General features: G+C 60.5%; 13 protein-coding genes. 7 read left to right on the top strand and 6 right to left on the bottom strand.

Annotation, left to right across the window (positions count from 1 at the left end):
* Positions 1 to 98: 98 nt before the first annotated feature.
* Positions 99 to 359: an EAL domain-containing protein gene (locus tag F7P80_RS17260; RefSeq protein ID WP_282959018.1), complete on the bottom strand. Its 261-nt coding sequence runs from the start codon at positions 357 to 359 to the stop codon at positions 99 to 101.
* A gap of 26 nt (positions 360 to 385) precedes the next feature.
* Complete coding sequence (locus tag F7P80_RS03225; RefSeq protein WP_170265328.1) at positions 386 to 2731, bottom strand: sensor domain-containing protein; 2346 nt, start codon at positions 2729 to 2731, stop codon at positions 386 to 388.
* Positions 2732 to 3113: 382 nt separating this feature from the next.
* Between F7P80_RS03225 and F7P80_RS03220 the strand changes: the two genes are divergently transcribed.
* From F7P80_RS03220 to F7P80_RS03195, 6 genes are all read left to right on the top strand, one after another.
* On the top strand, positions 3114 to 4502 hold the full coding sequence (locus F7P80_RS03220; RefSeq protein ID WP_151042761.1) for a phosphomannomutase/phosphoglucomutase: 1389 nt from the start codon (positions 3114 to 3116) through the stop codon (positions 4500 to 4502).
* Between the two features lie 22 nt (positions 4503 to 4524).
* The gene (locus tag F7P80_RS03215) at positions 4525 to 5817 is read left to right on the top strand and encodes a 3-deoxy-D-manno-octulosonic acid transferase (protein ID WP_054067715.1); all 1293 of its coding nucleotides are present in this window, start codon (positions 4525 to 4527) and stop codon (positions 5815 to 5817) included.
* A gap of 88 nt (positions 5818 to 5905) precedes the next feature.
* Entirely contained in the window at positions 5906 to 6862 is a 957-nt protein-coding gene (locus tag F7P80_RS03210) for a pseudouridine synthase (RefSeq protein WP_151042759.1), read from the top strand.
* Positions 6863 to 6949: 87 nt separating this feature from the next.
* Positions 6950 to 9574: an alanine--tRNA ligase gene (gene alaS / locus F7P80_RS03205; RefSeq protein ID WP_151042756.1), complete on the top strand. Its 2625-nt coding sequence runs from the start codon at positions 6950 to 6952 to the stop codon at positions 9572 to 9574.
* A 205-nt stretch (positions 9575 to 9779) separates the two neighbouring features.
* Positions 9780 to 10832 (top strand): ABC transporter substrate-binding protein, encoded by a 1053-nt coding sequence (locus tag F7P80_RS03200; protein ID WP_151042753.1) that lies wholly within the window; start codon positions 9780 to 9782, stop codon positions 10830 to 10832.
* Between the two features lie 60 nt (positions 10833 to 10892).
* Positions 10893 to 12098 carry a GGDEF domain-containing protein gene (locus tag F7P80_RS03195; RefSeq protein ID WP_170265327.1) on the top strand — a complete coding sequence of 402 codons (1206 nt, stop codon included), beginning with the start codon at positions 10893 to 10895 and terminating at the stop codon, positions 12096 to 12098.
* A 9-nt stretch (positions 12099 to 12107) separates the two neighbouring features.
* Here the strand turns inward: F7P80_RS03195 and F7P80_RS03190 are convergent, their stop codons facing one another.
* Genes F7P80_RS03190 through F7P80_RS03175 form a run of 4 tightly spaced genes read right to left on the bottom strand, consistent with a single transcriptional unit; the run spans position 12108 to position 15847 of the window.
* Positions 12108 to 13097 carry a GGDEF domain-containing protein gene (locus F7P80_RS03190; protein WP_151042747.1) on the bottom strand — a complete coding sequence of 330 codons (990 nt, stop codon included), beginning with the start codon at positions 13095 to 13097 and terminating at the stop codon, positions 12108 to 12110.
* A gap of 38 nt (positions 13098 to 13135) precedes the next feature.
* Positions 13136 to 13858 (bottom strand): tRNA (guanosine(46)-N7)-methyltransferase TrmB, encoded by a 723-nt coding sequence (trmB, locus tag F7P80_RS03185; RefSeq protein ID WP_151042744.1) that lies wholly within the window; start codon positions 13856 to 13858, stop codon positions 13136 to 13138.
* Positions 13859 to 13874: 16 nt separating this feature from the next.
* On the bottom strand, positions 13875 to 14846 hold the full coding sequence (gene gluQRS / locus F7P80_RS03180; RefSeq protein ID WP_151042741.1) for a tRNA glutamyl-Q(34) synthetase GluQRS: 972 nt from the start codon (positions 14844 to 14846) through the stop codon (positions 13875 to 13877).
* 47 nt (positions 14847 to 14893) lie between these two features.
* On the bottom strand, positions 14894 to 15847 hold the full coding sequence (locus F7P80_RS03175) for a LysR family transcriptional regulator (protein WP_054067721.1): 954 nt from the start codon (positions 15845 to 15847) through the stop codon (positions 14894 to 14896).
* A gap of 125 nt (positions 15848 to 15972) precedes the next feature.
* On the opposite strand from F7P80_RS03175, the gene F7P80_RS03170 reads away from it, so the two are divergent.
* Positions 15973 to 16686, top strand: coding sequence for a pirin family protein (locus F7P80_RS03170; protein ID WP_054067722.1), 714 nt, complete (start codon positions 15973 to 15975; stop codon positions 16684 to 16686).
* The last annotated feature ends 119 nt before the right edge of the window (positions 16687 to 16805 follow it).

Raw genomic sequence — 16805 nt, 5'->3', positions numbered from 1 at the left:
TGCTTGAAGTCCGATGACTGATGCGAGGTGATGCCGAGCAAGCTTGCCGCAGCGCGGCGGCTTGCTCTGTGTGCTTGTGCATGGAATGGCGGCGATGCTCAGCTGGCCAGCTGTGGCTGGCTGGTCTGCTCCCGGGTCTGCAGCCAGCGGTAAAAGTCCTCTACCGCCATGGGGCGTGCGAAATAAAAACCTTGTGCCCAATGGCAGCCCATGTCTGAAAGACAGGCGCACTGTTCGTGACTTTCCACACCTTCCGCAATGACTTTGCAGCCAAACGAGCTGGCCATGGTGATGACTCCGTGCACGATGGCACGGTGCGCACGGTCTGTCAGCATGTCGCAGACAAAGCTGCGATCGATTTTGAGACTGTCCAGCGGCAGCTTGCTCAGATAGGTGAGGGAGGAGTAGCCGGTACCACAAAATCGTCCAGTGAAATGTTCAACCCGAGCGCGCGCAGCGCCTTGAGGACCTGAGACATTTTCTGCATGTCGTGCAAGGCTGCGTTCTCCGTGATTTCCAGATCCAGCAGTCTGGGTGGGATGCGAGGGTGGGCTTGCAGCTGAGATGCCATCCACTGCGTGAAATGGCTGTGCTGCAGATGTGTGGGAGATAGGTTGACGGCTACCGGCAGTGACAGGCCTTGCTGCTGGAAGTCTTCCAGAATGTCCAGCGCCTGCGTGATGGACCACTGCCCAAAGGCAAGCTCCAGCTCGCCGCCTTCGATATGCGGCAAAAAATGCTGGGGTGTCAGCAAACCTTGCTGTGGATGCTGCCACCGGGCCAGCGCTTCCACGCCGATGACCTGGCCAGACTGCATGTCTACCTTGGGCTGGACGTGCAGCACAAATTCATGGTGGTGTAGCCCCTGCAGAATGCGTTGGCCCTTGATGTGGTTTTCTCGCTGGCTGCGATCTTCGTTGGCATCAAAAGCTTCAATGCGGTTGCGCCCGGACTGCTTGGCCTGGTACATGGCCTGATCGGCATGGCGTATCAGTGTGTCCGCATCGCTGGAATCATCGGGGGAGAGGGTGTAGCCGATACTGGCGGTGACCAAGACTTGCTCGCCATCGAGCGCATAGGGCCGGGAGATGCTGTGCATGATCCGCTGCAGCATGGCTTCACACTCCGCACGGGAGTTGAGCGGGTTGAGCAGCAGCACGAACTCGTCACCCCCAAAGCGGGCTGCACAGTCATTGGAGCGCATGGCGTGTTGCAGGCGCTTGGCGACCAGTACCAGCAGGCGGTCGCCAGCTGCGTGGCCCAGACGGTTGTTGATGGGTTTGAATCCGTCCAGATCCAGGTAGGCAATGCCCATCAGCTGCGTGCTCTGGCGACTGCTTTGCAGGGCATCGTTCAGACGTGTAGCCAGCTCTACGCGGTTGGCCAGACCCGTCAGTGTGTCGAAATGGGCCAGTTGCCGCAGCGTGTTTTTCTGCTCCTGCTGCTCGGTGACGTCCAGGCACACACCCAGCATGCGCATGGCACGGCCATGCAGGTCGTAACTCACGATTTTTCCGATAGAGCGCAGCCAGCGAGGCTGTCCCGCAGGCCCTGGACGTTGCCAAGTGATATCAAATGGGCCATCTTCCGGGTGATCGATATGGCGCTGCAGCTCAGCGTTGCAGTGCGCTACATCGTGAGGCTCCATGATTTCTGTCCAGTGCCAGCGTTTCTGACCGGCAGGGCTGAGGTAGGCAGGCTTGATTTCCAGGTCGCTGAGCTTGTGCCAGAAGCTGTCGCCCGTAATGCTCCCATGGAGCAGATCCCAGTCCCAGCGCCCCAGGGTGGCGGCCTCCAGCGTGACTGCGAGCAGGGCTTCGCGCTCACGGATGGATTCCTCCTGGCGCTTGTAGGCATCGATGTCCTGCATCACGCCGCGCATGGCAATGATTCTTCCGTTGTCGTCCTGTACAGCTTCTCCGTGGGAGCGGACCCAGAGCTTGCGCCCATCGGTGCGGATGATCTGCATGTCAATATTCCATGCTTTGTTCACGCGCAGGCATTGCTGCAGCTGCCTGCGCATATGCTCTCTGTGTTCCGGGGCGACAAAAGTGCTGAGGTAGTCTCTGGGCAGCGGACTGCTGCGCGGCACGCCGTGGATGTCGTAGCAGACATCGGACCAGTACACCAGACCTTGACCGCGCCGGTCTTCCCAGGCACCCAGCTGGGCGAGGTGGCCCGCTTGCTGCAGCAGCCGGTTGGCGGAATGCAGCTGATCGACCGCTTTTTCATAGTCGCGCATGCCATGAAAGATGAAGAACATGCAGGGCTCGCTGTCAAACTCGACCAGCACCGCGGAAATCGTGCCAGGGACGATCTCGCCATGGGACAGGCACAGAATGCGCAGACGGTGCACCTGCCCCTTGCTTGCCAGCTCGTCCAGCAGGCGCACACGCTCTTCGGGTGTGGCATAGACCTGCAGTTCGGCATTGGTGCGCCCGATGATTTGTTCGCGCGGCAGGCCCAGCATATTGCACAGGGCTGGGTTGACGTCGATGAATCGCCCGTCCTTGATGGAAGTAATGCCCACTGCATCAGGTGAGGCGCGGTAGGCAGCGCTGTACAGCGTGTGTGACATGTCCTGCGGCATGTTGCGCTGCCGTGCAGTCACGACGACCACAACCAGGAGCAGTACCGTGAGCCAGGGCAGGCTGAGCCACTGGCCATAGCTGCCGAGCCAGCCAGATAGATCTGCAGGTAGCTGCAGCCATTGCCATGTGACTGGCAGCATGACAGCCAGCGCTGAGACCAGTAGCCAGGCGCTGAAGGAATGGCGCAATACATGAGCGAAAAGCTGTGAGGCAAAGGCGGTCATAGGCCGTCTGATCCATGGACGTTATGTACGCACACAAAGCGCAGCAGAGGCAAGGCGCCTGGTCGTGCGCAGGCCCTGGCCAGCAGGACGTCTTGCGGGGGGGATCTGTGAGTGCGGCCTCATCGTGCAGCCTTCCCGGTTGGAGCGCTATGAGGGATTACCTCGTAACAAAGTGTAGGAAGTGCAGGCAGAAAGTCGAGCTTTCCGTAGGGGTGGTTGCTCCAAGTCTCTAGAATGACGGCCGAGCACGTACGGTGCTCTTTGTTTTTGTGGCCTGTGCCACGTTGAGGATTTCACTGTGCAGATTGCTGCTTCTATCTTTAAGGCCTATGACATTCGTGGTGTGGTTCCAGCCACACTGACCGAAGAGGTCGCCCGCGGCGTAGGCCGTGCATTTGGCATGGCTGCCCTGGCTGAAGGTGAAAAAGTCGTGGCCGTGGGGCGTGACGGGCGCCTGTCCGGGCCAGCGCTGAGCCAGGCCTTGATGGCAGGTCTGGTGGATGTAGGCATTGAAGTGATTGATGTCGGCATGTGCACCACCCCCATGCTGTACTTTGCGGCCGCCACGCTGTGCAAGAGCGGCATCATGGTCACGGGCAGCCACAACCCCAAGGACTACAACGGCTTCAAGATGGTACTGGCAGGTCGCGCCATTTACGGCCCTGAGATTCAGGCCCTGCGCCAGACCATGGAAGCGGAAAGCTGGCAGCTGCAGGCAGGTGGCAGCATTCGCCAGGCCGGTGTGCTGGCTGACTACACCGCACGCATTGTGGGTGATGTCAAGCTGTCGCGCCCTGTAAAGATTGTGGTGGACTGCGGCAATGGTGTGGCGGGTGCCACGGCACCGGCGATTTTCCGCGCGCTGGGCTGCGAGGTGCTGGAGCTGTTCTCTGAGGTGGATGGCCATTTCCCCAACCACCATCCAGACCCCAGCAAGCCAGAGAACCTGCGCGATGTGGTCAAGGCCCTGCAGGAAACTGATGCGGAATTGGGACTGGCATTTGACGGTGACGGCGACCGCCTGGGCATTGTGACCAAGGACGGCCAGACCATCTACCCCGACCGCCAGATGATGCTGTTTGCCAAGGATGTGCTCTCACGCGTGCCCGGAGGCACGATTTTGTTTGACGTCAAGTGCACGCAACGCCTGGCACCTGCCATTCGCGAAGCAGGCGGTGTGCCCGAGATGTACAAGACTGGCCACTCGCTGGTCAAGGCGCGCATGAAGGAGCTGGACTCTCCCCTGGGTGGCGAGATGAGTGGTCATATCTTCTTCAAGGAGCGCTGGTACGGCTTTGATGACGGCACCTACGCAGGCTGTCGCCTGCTGGAAATTCTGAGCAAGGAAGCGGACCCCAGCGCTGTGCTCAATGCGTTGCCCACCAGCTTCTCAACCCCGGAGCTGAACGTAGCCTGCGCCGAAGGTGAGCCCCATGCCCTGACGGCACAGTTGCAGGCACTGGCGCCTGAAGTGTTTGCTGCGCCTGCCCAGATCAGCACCATTGATGGTCTGCGTGTGGACTGGGAAGACGGCTTTGGTCTGATTCGCGCCAGCAACACCACGCCGGTACTGGTGCTGCGCTTTGAAGGCCATACCCAGGAAGCTTTGAACCGCATCGAGGCCCAGATGCTGGCGCTGCTCGAGCGTGTCAAGCCCGGTGCCAAGATCGGCAGTGCCGCGCATTGATGGCGCAGCGCAGAGGAGCAGCATGAACCTGAGCTTGGCGGCTTATTCCCTGCTGGCGTGGGCGGCGCAACCCTTGCTCAAGCGCAAGCTGCGCAGGCGAGCCAAGGCAGAGCCAGGGTATGCGGAAGCCGTACCTGAGCGCTTTGGCTGTTACACGCCCAGGGATCTGGGTCGTGAGGCCGCAGGCCAGTGGGTTTGGGTGCATGCTGTGTCCCTTGGCGAAACGCGTGCTGCGGCATTGCTGATCCATGAGCTGCGTGCTGCCATGCCAGGCATGCGCCTGCTGCTCACGCATGGAACGGCTACGGGCCGTGCTGAAGGACGCAAGCTGCTGCAGCCTGGCGATATACAGGTGTGGCAGCCGTGGGACAGTCGCAAGGCCGTGCGCCGCTTTCTGCAGCAGTTTCAGCCAGCCATCGGTGTGCTGATGGAAACCGAGATCTGGCCCAATCTGGTGCAGGGCTGCCAGCGCATGGGCGTGCCTCTGGTGCTGGCCAATGCCCGTCTCAATGCCAAGTCGCAGGCTGGTGCGCAGCGCTGGTCATCGCTGTTTGAACCCACCTACGGCGCTTTGCGTGCCGTATGGGCGCAGACCGAGGAAGATGCCGAGCGCCTGCGCAGCGTAGGGGCTCCCGTGCAGGCCGTGCTGGGCAATCTCAAGTTTGATGTGCAGCCTGATGCGGCTTTGCTGGAGCAAGGCAAGGCCTGGCGTGCGGTGAGCCAGCGGCCCGTGGTGGTGCTGGCCAGCTCGCGCGAAGGGGAAGAAGCGCAATGGATGGCCCAGTGGGCTGGTCGCAAATTCCACGGGGTGGCTGGGCAGTGCCAGTGGCTGATCGTGCCGCGCCACCCGCAACGGTTTGATGAAGTCCATGCACAGCTTCTGGAAGCCGGGCTGCGTGTGGCACGCCGCAGCCAGTGGGGCGATGGCCTGCCACCGACCGATGTGGATGTCTGGCTGGGCGATAGCTTGGGGGAGATGCCGCTGTACTACGCTGCGGCAGACATCGGCTTGCTCGGTGGCAGCTTTGAGCCGCTGGGGGGGCAGAATCTGATCGAAGCTGCGGCCTGTGGCTGCCCCATGGTGATCGGCCCACACACGTTCAACTTTGCCCAGGTATCGCAGACGGCTTGCGAAGTGGGGGCTGCATTTCGTGTGCTGGATATGGAGCAGGGCGTGCAGCTGGCAACTGCGCTGGTGCGTGATGCCAGCAGTCTGGCAGCTGCGCGGCAGGCCGCGCTGGAGTTTGCGGCCTCACACCGTGGTACCGCCAGAGCGACGGCGCAGGCCATACAGCAGCTGTTGCCGTACCGTTAGTATGAAAAATATAGCTGCCAGCGCTTGTGTAGCAAGCGCTGGAGCCTGATTTGACCATGATTGCATGGTCTGCTTTGCTGGAAGCACCATGTATAACACCCATGATCCACAAGTGCTGCCCATACGCGATGGCGTCAAGCCCAGCTGCGTGGTGCTCCCCAATGTGGGGGATGGGACTTGTCTGGACTTTCTGGTGCAGCGCCTGCCGGCTGTATCGCGTGAGAGCTGGCTGGAGCGCATGGCACGCGGTGAAGTGGTGGACGAGCTGGCTCGCCCCGTGCAGCCGCACACGCCGCTGCTCAAAGGGCTGCGTATTTATTACTACCGTGAGGTAGAGGCAGAGCCGCACATTCCATTCGAAGCCGAGGTGCTCTACCAGGACGCCCACATTGTGGTGGCAGACAAGCCACACTTTCTGCCGGTCACACCGGGCGGCAAGTACTTGCAGAACACCTTGCTGGTGCGGCTGAAGAACCAGCTGGACCTGCCGGATCTGTCGCCCGTGCACCGCATCGACCGTGATACGGCGGGGCTGGTGCTGTTTGCCGTGCGTCGAGAGGACCGTGGTGCCTATCAGGCCCTGTTTCGAGAGCGCACGGTGCACAAGGCCTATGAAGCGATTGCGCCGTGGAACCCCGCCATCACCTTTCCGCGTGAGCACGCAAGCCGCATGGTGGAAAGCAACAATTTCATCCGGATGCAGGAAGTCGCAGGCACGCCCAACAGCTTTACACAGATGGAACTGCTGGAGCACAACCAGCACTGGGCGCGCTACCGGCTTTTGCCCATCAGTGGCAAGCGCCACCAGCTGCGCGTACACATGGCAGCGCTGGGGCTGGGGCTCAAGGGCGATGGTCTGTACCCTGTGGTGGATGATGCGCCAGAAGGGGATTTTTCTCGCCCCCTGATGTTGCTGGCGCAAAGCCTGGCATTTTGCGATCCCGTGACCGGGCTGCAGCACCAGTTTCGTTCCCGGCGCACGCTGGGCCCGCTGCCGCGGCATGAAGCGGCGCACAAGCCCGTGTTGAACTATCGGAACGATTGAATGGCTTGCGCGCCATGCCATCCATGAAACCTATAATCAAAAGTTAATTCGTGCAGCAGTGTTTGCGCACAAGACAACGACTTATCCATGAGCACTCCCAAATTCTCCGTTGCGGACATCCGCAAGACGTTCCTGGACTTTTTTGCATCCAAGGGCCACACCATTGTGGAATCCAGCCCTCTGGTGCCCGGTAACGACCCCACTTTGATGTTCACCAACTCGGGCATGGTCCAGTTCAAGGACGTGTTCCTGGGTACCGACAAGCGCCCCTATAACCGCGCAACTTCGGTGCAGGCCTGCCTGCGCGCCGGTGGCAAGCACAACGACCTGGAAAACGTGGGCTACACCGCGCGCCACCACACTTTCTTTGAAATGCTGGGCAACTGGTCGTTCGGCGACTACTTCAAGCGTGAGTCGCTGAAGTGGGCGTGGGAGCTGCTGACCGAGGTCTACAAGCTGCCCAAGGAGCGTCTGCTGGCGACGGTGTATGCTGAAGACGATGAGGCCTATGACATCTGGACCAAGGAAATTGGCCTGCCCCCAGAGCGCGTGATTCGCATTGGCGACAACAAGGGCGGACGTTACAAGTCCGACAACTTCTGGATGATGGCTGACACCGGCCCTTGCGGCCCTTGCTCGGAAATCTTCTACGACCACGGCGAACACATTGCCGGTGGCCCTCCTGGCTCGCCCGATGAAGACGGCGACCGTTTCATCGAAATCTGGAACAACGTGTTCATGCAGTTCGACATGGACGAGCAGGGCAACGTCAAGCCGCTGCCCGCACCGTGCGTGGACACCGGCATGGGTCTGGAGCGTCTGGCTGCCATTCTGCAGCACGTGCACAGCAACTACGAGATCGACCTGTTCCAGAACCTGATCAAGGCCGCTGCCCGTGAAACCGGCACCAGCGATCTGGAGCATCCATCGCTGCGCGTGATTGCCGACCACATCCGTGCAACTGCCTTCCTGGTGGCGGACGGTGTGATTCCTTCCAACGAAGGCCGTGGCTATGTGCAGCGCCGCATCGTGCGCCGAGCCATCCGCCACGGTTACAAGCTGGGCCAGAAGACGCCGTTCTTCCACAAGCTGGTCAAGGACCTGGTCGCCGTGATGGGCGATGCCTATCCCAAGATCCGCGAGCAGGAGGCCCGCATCACCGAAGTGCTGCGCGTGGAAGAAGAGCGTTTCTTCGAGACCCTGGCCCATGGCATGGAAATTCTGGACAGCGCCCTGGCCGGTGACGCCAAGGTACTGGCTGGTGACGTGGCCTTCAAGCTGCACGACACCTACGGCTTCCCCCTGGACTTGACCAACGACGTCTGCCGCGAGCGCGGTGTGACCGTGGACGAAGCAGGCTTTAACGCCGCGATGGAAGCCCAGAAGAACATGGCCCGCGCCGCTGGTAAGTTCAAGATGGACCGTGCGCTGGAATACACCGGCGCGGCCAACACCTTCACCGGCTACGAAAAGCTGGTGGAATCTGCAAAGATCGTAGCGCTTTACGCAGAAGGTACGCCCGTTTCTGAGCTGAAGGCTGGTCAAAGCGGCGTGGTTGTGCTGGATACCACTCCTTTTTATGCAGAGTCCGGCGGCCAGGTGGGCGATCAGGGCGTTATCAGCGCCGCAGGCAGTGTGTTTGCGGTGGAAGACACCCAGAAGATCAAGGCCGATGTGTTTGGTCACCATGGCGTGCTGGAGTCCGGCAGCCTGAAGGTGGGCGATGCTGTGCAGGCGGAGGTCAACACCCAGCTGCGTGCCGCCACCATGCGCAACCACTCGGTTACCCACCTGATGCACAAGGCATTGCGCGAAGTGCTGGGTGAGCACGTGCAGCAAAAGGGCTCGCTGGTCAATGCTGACCGCACCCGCTTTGACTTTACGCACAACGCACCCGTGACCGCAGAGCAAATCCGCGAAATCGAGCGCCGTGTGAACCAGGAAATTCTGGCCAACACCGCCACCGATGCACGCGTGATGGACATCGAATCGGCCAAGGCCAGCGGCGCCATGATGCTGTTCGGCGAGAAGTACGGCGAAACCGTGCGTGTGCTGGACATTGGTACCAGCCGTGAGTTGTGTGGCGGTACCCACGTGCATCGCACCGGCGATATCGGTCTGTTCAAGATCGTGGCCGAGTCGGGCGTGGCCGCTGGTGTGCGCCGTGTGGAAGCGGTGACGGGTGAGAACGCACTGGCCTATCTGCAATCGCTGGAGTCCACCGTGGACCAGGCTGCTGCAGCGCTGAAGGCGCCTGTGGCAGAACTGAACCACCGCATTGGTTCGGCGCTGGATCAGATCAAGGTGCTGGAAAAGGAAATTTCCGCACTCAAGGGCAAGCTGGCTTCCAGCCAGGGCGATGAACTGGCTACGCAAGCTGCGGATGTCAAGGGCGTGAAGGTGCTGGCTGCCAAGCTCGATGGCGCGGATGCCAAGACCCTGCGTGAGACCATGGACAAGCTCAAGGACAAACTGGGTGCGGCCGTGATCGTGCTGGCCGCTGTCGACGGCGACAAGGTGCAGCTGGCTGCCGGTGTGACCAAAGCTGAGACTGCCAAGGTCAAGGCGGGTGAGCTGGTGAACTTTGTGGCCCAGCAGGTAGGCGGCAAGGGCGGTGGCAAGCCAGATATGGCCATGGCCGGTGGCTCCAATGCCGAGGGCGTACCTGCTGCGCTGGCATCGGTTCAGGCCTGGGTGGCTGAGCGCATCTGATTGCGTACTTCACCTCACTAAAAACCAGAAGGCAGTTCTGCCTTCTGGTTTTTTTATGGGAAGAGCGCAGGCGCTTTCTGGCTGCCTGATGATGAGATTGAGACATATGCAAACAAGCAAGTTGCTGTGGTGTGCAGTGTGTCAGCGCTGCTGGCAGGCTGGGCTGCGGCTATGGGCGGCGGCGGTATGTCTCTGGACTGCAGGCATGGCACAGGCGCAGTCTGTGGTGTTCATCAACCCGGGCATGTCCGATGAGATTTTCTGGACTTCCGCCAGTGATGCCATGCGTAAGGCGGCTGACAGTCTGGGTATGCAGCTGCAAGTGGTGACTGTGGAGCGCGACCGCCTCAAGCCCATGGAGGTAGCGCAGTCCCTGGCGCAGTTGCCGCCGCAGGAACGCCCTGACTACGTGCTCTTTGGTAACGAGTACAGTGTGGCGCCCAGTGTGCTCAAGGCGCTGGAGGGGGCCGGCATCCAGGCGTTCATGGCGTTCAGCGGAATTCATGAAGATCTACGCCTGCAGGTGGGATTCCCTAGAGGGCGCTTTCCATTCTGGCTTGGCAGTCTGGAGTCCAATGCCGAAGATGCGGGGTATCGCACAGCCAAGGCCTTGATTGAAGCAGCCCAAAAGCATCCACAGTGGCGTGATGAGCAAGGCCAGTGGCAGATGTTGGCCATTGCTGGCGACCGTTCGACCCCTGTTTCCATCACCCGCAATCAGGGCATGCTCAGGGCCGTGAGTGAGGCGGGTGATTCCGTCAAGCTGATGCAGCAGGTCTACGGTGAGTGGCGCCAGGACAAGGCACGTGAGCAGGCTGCTGTGCTTTTTCAGCGCTATCCGCAGGCGCGCATTGTGTGGAGTGGTAATGATGTGATGGCGCTGGGCGCCATGCAGGCCTGGCAAGAGCAGGGTGGTAAGCCAGGTCAGGATGCTGTTTTCAGCGGCATCAATACCTCAGCGCAGGCACTGGAAAAATTGCGCCAGGGTGAGTTGACCGCCATGGCAGGCGGTCATTTTCTGGCTGGAGCATGGGCCATGGTCATGCTGTTCGACTACCACCACGGCATTGATTTTGCCGATGAAGGTCTGGAGCAAAAGCGCCCCATGTTCATGCTCTTTGACGCCAGCAGCAGCAAACGCTTTGAGCAGCGCATGGGAGCGGGTAGCAAGGTCCGTTTGGACTTCAGACAGTTCAGTAAATACCTGAACCCTCATCTGAAGCGCTATGATTTTGACATTCACAGGCTGCTGCACTGACTGGGTATCCTGACCGCCATGTCAAGTCGCCATCTTGAATTCCGATCCATTTCTACACGCATGCTGCAACGCATTGTTGCTTTGGCCATGGTGTGCCTGATTGGAATTGGTGGTGTGCAGGTATGGGTGGAGCGCTCCGTTCAGGAAAAACAGTTCTTCAACACCATGGCGCTGATTGTGGAGACCAGCAGCCGTGCGATTGGCCATGCGCTGTGGGATATTGACCGGGAGCGCCTGAACAACCATCTGCAACGACTCACCGAAATTGAGGCAGTAGGGGCGGTGCATATTCAGGTGGCGCTGACCGGTGAAATATTGACGGCTGGGCGCAGCAAAGCCGTGCTGGATGCGCCCTCGTATGAAGCCGTGATTCACTCACCAGATGACAAGGAGCAGGTGCTAGGCACGATCGAGGTCTGGGCTGATCCGGACTTCTACCGCAATCTGCTGTGGGAATCGCAGAAGCATGTGATTCCTGGCTATCTGATTTTTACGGCACTGATGTGCATCATGGTGGCCTGGGTGATCCGGCGTGACCTGGGTCTGCCGCTGCGCCAGATTGCGGACTTTGTGCGCCATCTGCGCCCTGAGGCGGTGAGCCAGCCTCTGCAGATTCAGCGTGCGCGGCATGAGCGCTGCGATGAAATCGATCTGGTCGTGCAAGGCTTTCACCGTCTGCAGGAGGAGCTGGATCGCCATATCAGCCAGCTGGACGGCCTGGTCAAGGAGCGCACGCAGGAGCTTTCCGAGCTGGTGGAAGAGGTCAAGCGACTGTCGCAGGTGGATGTGCTCACTGGTGCATACAACCGCCGAGCCATGGAACAGCGCCTGCCGCTGGAGCTGGATCAGTGCATGAGCGAAGGCAGGGCCTTCAGCATTATTTTTACGGACATCGACCACTTCAAGCGCATCAATGACAGGCATGGTCACGCGGTGGGTGATGCGGTGCTGCGTGCCATTGCCCAGCGTCTGCAGCATGCTCTGCGGGCGGATCAGGACTGGATGGTCCGTTTTGGCGGGGAGGAGTTTGTCATCTGCCTGCCCGATACTACGCTGGATCAGGCCAGCGAAGTGGCGCAGCGCCTGGCACAGGTGGTGCGCAGTGAGCCCTGGCAAGGTGATGGCCTGCAGCTACAGCTGACCTGCAGCTTCGGGGTGACGCAGCGCCGCAATGGTGAGTCCATGGAGGCGCTGCTGCAGCGTGTGGATGGCCTGCTGTACCGGGCCAAGCATCAGGGGCGCGACAGGGTGTGTTCCGAGGCCTGAGCGGGCTATTCAGAACAGTTCGATGTCGTCGTGTATCTGTGCGTGGTGCAGCTGCCCATCGGCATGGAGCCGCTCGTACTGGCAGACGCGGTTGCGGCCATGCTCTTTGGCAAAGTACAGGGCCTGGTCGGCCTGCCCCAGAATTTCAATAGGCGCACACAGCTTGGCGCAGGCAAAGCCAATGCTGACCGTGACAGAGCCCACCTGCGGAAATGCATGCCGGGCGACGGTCTCGCGAAAGGCCTCGAGTGCTGCCTGTGCAGCCTCACGGCGCATGGAGGGCATGAGTACCACAAACTCTTCGCCACCAAAGCGGAAGATACGGTGCTGTGTGCCAAAGGCAGTGCGCAGCAGATTGGCCACCAGAATCAGGACCTCATCACCAAACAGATGGCCAAAACGGTCATTGACCTGCTTGAAGTGGTCAATGTCGATCACGGCCAGCCAGGGCTGTTCCTCTGAGTCATGCACCTGGGCGGCAAAACGCATCAGGTGTTCATCAAAAGTCTTGCGGTTGAGCAGGCCGGTCAGTGCATCGCGCTCGCTGTAGTCCAGCAGGCTCTGGTAGTTCTTGTAGACCGTAAAAATGGCCAGAATGACATCCAGCTCATGCTTGCTGGGAGGGGTGGCGCGAATGATTTCGACGCAGGCATGCACTGGCTCATGCATCCAGACTGGCAGCCACAGTATGTATTGCCCATGAACGCCCGTCTGCTGGGCCTGTTGGGCACGCTGCGTGATACATGCGTGCAGATGGGGGACGGACTGCAGCGGCTTGCGTGCAGGGTCATTCATGAAGTCCTGCGCAGCAGTGACCAGCTGGTCGTTGTGCAGCCAGGTGCGAGGCCGCACCCAGTAATCGTCTTCGAGCTTGAGCAACTCCAGCGCCCGAACATTCTGGATATGTGGCAGCTGCAAAAAAGTGGAAAGGACGGAGAGCTCCAGGCGAAGATGATCCCGTTGCTCGGTCATCTGGACCAGATTTTGCAGAATACGCATGAATGTTCGGGGCAGTTGGACGATCCCGGGTGGTGTGCTTAGCGTTTGACGAACACCAGATCCCAGACGCCATGTCCCAGCTTCAGGCCGCGATTCTCAAACTTGGTGAGAGGGCGGTAATCCGGCTTGGGTGCATAGCCTTCTGCGGTGTTCGTCAGCAGGGCTTCGGCGCTCAGCACTTCCAGCATTTGTTCGGCGTAGGGTTCCCAGTCGGTTGCGCAGTGGATGTAACCCCCGCTCTTGAGGCGGCTGGCCAGCTTGGCCACCAGTGGCGACTGGATCAGGCGGCGCTTGTTGTGCTTTTTCTTGTGCCAGGGGTCTGGGAAGAAAATGTGCACGCCGTCCAGCATGCCCTCGGGCAGCATGAAGTCAATGACTTCGACCGCGTCGTGCTGCAGGATGCGGATGTTGTGGATGTCCTGCTCGCCAATGCGCTTGAGCAGCGCGCCCACGCCGGGCTCGTGCACTTCGCAGCACAGGAAGTTGTCATCAGGGCGCACGCGTGCGATGTGGGCCGTAGCCTCACCCATGCCAAAACCGATTTCCAGAATCAGCTTGCCGGGGCGACCAAAGGCGGCCTGCGGGTCCAGCGGCTGGCCGGTGTAAGGCAGCACGAACTTGGGGCCCAGCTCTTCAAAGGCCTTGGCCTGTCCGGTGGTCACGCGGCCAGTGCGGCGCACGAAACTGCGAATGGTGCGGGGATGTGCCACATCGGCAGGCGCCTGGCCTGCAGCGGCAGTGTTAGGGGCTGTGTCAGCCATGGTGGTGTTTTGATGCTCAGTCACGCCGGCTATTGTATGTGGCTCGCCATTCGTTCACCCATTGCTGCAGTGCGTCTGCCAGCGTGGTTGCAGGGCTTACGGGCTGCAGTTGCAAGTTCTGTGCCGCCGTGTTCAATGCAGCCAGCGGGTCGCTCACATCCACGGCAGGTGCACCATGCTGTTTGGAAAGCTTTTCGCCATCGGGCATGCGCACCAGCGGTGTGTGCAGGTAGCACGGGTGTGGCAGACCCAGCGCATGCTGCAGCAGCAGCTGGCGCGGTGTGTTGTCCGTCAGGTCTTCGCCGCGTACCACGTGGGTGATGCCTTGCAGTCCATCGTCCACCACCACGGCCAGTTGGTAGGCGTACAGGCCATCAGCGCGCTGCAGCACAAAGTCGCCAGCGACCTGTGTCGGGTCCTGCTGCTCGGCGCCCAGTCGCCGGTCCTGCCAGTGCAGCATGTGGCTGGGTTCTATTAAAAAAGGAGCTGTCAGCGCTTGTGTATCAAGCGCTAGAGGCCAATTTTCTATATATTTTTGCAGGGCGAAGCGCCAGCTGCGGGCAGGTTTGCCGTGCAGACCATCGCGGCAGGTGCCGGGGTAGGGGCGCTCCACATGGCGTTCATGCACCAGGCCTAGCTGCTGCCAGGCCTGTTCCAGGTCTTTGCGGGTGCAGCCACAGGCATAGGCCAGACCGGCTGCGCGCAGCTGCTCCAGCGCGTCGGCATAGTGTGCGTGGCGCTGGGATTGCCAGACTGGCGGTTCGTCCGGGGTCAGGCCGCACTGGCTGAGCTGCTGCAGGATGACCTGGTCGGCCCCTGCCATGCAGCGTGGCGGGTCAATGTCTTCGATGCGCACCAGCCAGGTGCCGTGGTGGGCACGTGCGTCCAGCCAGCTGGCCAGGGCCGCGACCAGCGAGCCTGCATGCAAGGGGCCTGTGGGCGAAGGTGCAAAGCGCCCACGGTAGGGACAGGGCAATGAAACTGTCATGGGAAGAAGAAACAATCAGCGAATCAGCGAATCAGCGAATCAGCGAATCAGCGCTGAGGCAACCAGCTGTAGCGGTGCTGCTCCAGCAGGGCCTGCTGGGTCACAGGGCTTTGCAATTGCTCCAGCCACCATTGCAGGGCCTTGCCCGGGGCGTTGCCACCGCTTTTTTTCCAGGCGTAGCGCACCCGGACATTGCGTGCCGCGCGCGCTATAGGTTTGATAACAAGCAGGCCGGCATCCACATAGGGCTGGACCATGGCCTGTGAAAGAAAGCCACAGCCCAGGCCGCGCACCTGGGCGTCGATCTTGGCCTGGATGTGGTCTACGGTGAAGATGTCCTGCCCGTCCAGCAGTCCCATGGAGGTGCGTTCACGCTGTGCGGAGTCGCTGATGACGACGAGGCGGTGTTCGCGCATGACTTCATCCGTGATCGGGCCTTCATGCTGGGCCAGCGGGTGAAAGGGCGCCACGGCAAAGGCAAACTGCACATCGCCCAGGTCCTGTACCTGCAGACCGGCGGCGCTGGTGTTGGTGGGCGTCATGCCCAGCGCCAGGTCGGCGCGGCCCTGGATCAGACATTCCATGGGGCCAGACAGGGTACCTGTGGTCAGCTTCAGCCGCGTAGGGGCGTTGAGCGCGTAAAAGGCTTCGACCAGATCCAGCAGCGTGCTGTGTGAGAGCACGGCATCGGCCACGATGGTCAGCTCTGGCTCCCAGCCAGTGGCTACACGGCGTACGCGGTTGGCAACGGCATCAATGTCCTGCAGCAGACGTGCACCTTCGGCCAGCAGGGCCTGTCCGGCCTCGGTGGGCTGGGCCTGGCGGGTGCTGCGGTCAAACAGCAGCACATCCAGGGCTTCTTCCATTTGCCGCACCCGGTAGGTGAGCGCGCTGGGCACCAGTTGCAGCTGGCGTGCAGCAGCTGCGAAACTGCCGGTATCGGCAATGACCTGCAGCATGGCAAGGCTGTCTGGGGTTAAAACATCACGAGGACTGGGCATGCAGGAAATGTGTCTGAAGAAGACAAGTCCATTCAAAGAGTTTGAATGATGCCATCAAACGGCTTTGTGTCGAAGGCAAAGCTGGGCTTTTACAGTGGGGTGTTTGCTGCCAAGGAGGTGTGTTCATGTTTCGTATCCGCCCATCGCATGAGCGAGGTTTTGCCGATCACGGCTGGCTGACCTCGTTTCACAGCTTTTCGTTTGCTGGCTACTACGACCCCCGTCATATGGGCTGGGGCAATCTGCGCGTCATCAATGAAGACCGCATCGCGCCCGGAGCAGGCTTTGGCGCGCACCCGCACCGTGACATGGAAATTGTCAGCTACGTCATTGACGGTGCACTCTCGCATGAGGACAGCATGGGCAATGTGCAGACCATCACACCCGGCGAAGTGCAGCGCATGACAGCGGGCACGGGCGTGGTGCACAGTGAGCACAACCATGCCCAGGGCCAGCAGACGCATTTTCTGCAGATCTGGCTGCTGCCCAGTGCCCAAGGGCTGCAGCCTGGCTATGAGCAAAAGCGTTTCAGCGAAGCCGAAAAAACCAACACGCTGCGGCTGGTGGCGTCGCCTGACGGGGCGCAGGGCTCGGTGCAGCTGCATGCCAATGCCCGTATCTATGCCAGTGTGCTGCGGCCAGAAGATGGGGCTGCCGTACAGTTCAGCCATGTCCTGCCAGCGGGGCGAAAAGCCTATGTGCAGCTCATCCACGGCAAGCTGGAGGTATCAGGTCACCTGCTGCAGGCCGGGGATGCACTGCTGGTGGACCAGGAGCCGCTGCTGCAATTTACGGGAAGCAGTCCCGCCGAGTTTTTGCTGTTTGACCTGGAGGCTTGAGTATTCCTGTTGCTCCAGATTTCATGCGTATTTTTTGCAGAGATTTGCGGATAACACGTATATTTTTTGCTAGTAGCATGCTTTCTTAGCAACCTGTAAGCCTGCACGCGGCATGTGAT

The organism is Comamonas kerstersii (assembly GCF_008801935.1).
Taxonomy (GTDB): Bacteria; Pseudomonadota; Gammaproteobacteria; order Burkholderiales; family Burkholderiaceae_C; genus Comamonas; species Comamonas kerstersii.
Note: the sequence above shows the minus strand (reverse complement) of the source record. Positions and strands in the feature narration are given on the sequence as shown.

What these genes read in the sequence shown, in the direction of transcription:
- F7P80_RS03225 (WP_170265328.1), bottom strand. Translation starts at nt 2,731, where the DNA reads ATGCTGCCAGTCACATGGCAATGGCTGCAGCTACCTGCAGATCTATCT.
- F7P80_RS03215 (WP_054067715.1), top strand. Translation starts at nt 4,525, where the DNA reads ATGAACCTGAGCTTGGCGGCTTATTCCCTGCTGGCGTGGGCGGCGCAA.
- F7P80_RS03210 (WP_151042759.1), top strand. Translation starts at nt 5,906, where the DNA reads ATGTATAACACCCATGATCCACAAGTGCTGCCCATACGCGATGGCGTC.
- alaS (WP_151042756.1), top strand. Translation starts at nt 6,950, where the DNA reads ATGAGCACTCCCAAATTCTCCGTTGCGGACATCCGCAAGACGTTCCTG.
- F7P80_RS03200 (WP_151042753.1), top strand. Translation starts at nt 9,780, where the DNA reads ATGGCACAGGCGCAGTCTGTGGTGTTCATCAACCCGGGCATGTCCGAT.
- F7P80_RS03195 (WP_170265327.1), top strand. Translation starts at nt 10,893, where the DNA reads ATGCTGCAACGCATTGTTGCTTTGGCCATGGTGTGCCTGATTGGAATT.
- F7P80_RS03190 (WP_151042747.1), bottom strand. Translation starts at nt 13,097, where the DNA reads ATGCGTATTCTGCAAAATCTGGTCCAGATGACCGAGCAACGGGATCAT.
- trmB (WP_151042744.1), bottom strand. Translation starts at nt 13,858, where the DNA reads ATGGCTGACACAGCCCCTAACACTGCCGCTGCAGGCCAGGCGCCTGCC.
- gluQRS (WP_151042741.1), bottom strand. Translation starts at nt 14,846, where the DNA reads ATGACAGTTTCATTGCCCTGTCCCTACCGTGGGCGCTTTGCACCTTCG.
- F7P80_RS03175 (WP_054067721.1), bottom strand. Translation starts at nt 15,847, where the DNA reads ATGCCCAGTCCTCGTGATGTTTTAACCCCAGACAGCCTTGCCATGCTG.
- F7P80_RS03170 (WP_054067722.1), top strand. Translation starts at nt 15,973, where the DNA reads ATGTTTCGTATCCGCCCATCGCATGAGCGAGGTTTTGCCGATCACGGC.